We start from the raw sequence: 602 nt of genomic DNA, 5'->3' as shown, positions 1-602 counted from the left end.
TCAAATGAATGGCAGTCAACCATGGTGACTGTGATTACTGATAACTTGCCAGACGATACCGTAGGCCCGCTACGTCGAGTGAATGTGGAGTCGAACGTTAAGTACCTGCCGAATGGCGATTACATTCGTGTGGCAAACATCAAACTGTTCGCACAAGGCTCGACGGCTGAATCGACAATTAATATTTCAGAGAAAGGTCGCTGGGAAGTGAGTGATAACTATCTGCTTGTTTCTCCTTCTGAGTTCAAAGATATTTCTTCTTCTCAATCCAAGGATTTTTCTGAAGCGCAACTACGCTTAATTACTCAAATCTTTAAGCTAGATGCAGAACAAAGCCGCCGAATTGACGTGGTTAATGAGAAGACTCTGCTATTAACTAGCCTAAATCACGGTTCTACGGTACTGTTTAGAAACTGAATTTAATTAGTGATAAGGGGGCAAGATGCCCCCTTAATTTTTTCTCATGGATTGGTTAGACACTTTCACTCTCTTTTTCGGCTCGCTCGTTGCAAATACGTTGGCATCTCTTTCTGGTGGCGGCGCCGGTTTGCTACAGTTTCCTCTACTTATTTTTCTTGGCTTACCGTTCTCCGTTGCACTAG

Annotated in this window: 1 protein-coding gene and 1 pseudogene; both read left to right on the top strand. The window is 43.5% G+C overall.

Annotated elements, in window-relative coordinates; translation table 11 throughout:
- On the top strand, window positions 1-417 hold a 417-nt coding region (toxS, locus tag R7E78_RS28285), incomplete at its 5' end, for a transmembrane regulator ToxS (protein WP_318058901.1).
- 46 nt (window positions 418-463) lie between these two features.
- Window positions 464-602 (top strand): annotated as a pseudogene (locus tag R7E78_RS28280) (sulfite exporter TauE/SafE family protein); the annotation flags it as partial.

The sequence above is a fragment of the Vibrio sp. YT-19(2023) genome (assembly GCF_033337395.1).
Note: the sequence above shows the minus strand (reverse complement) of the source record. Positions and strands in the feature narration are given on the sequence as shown.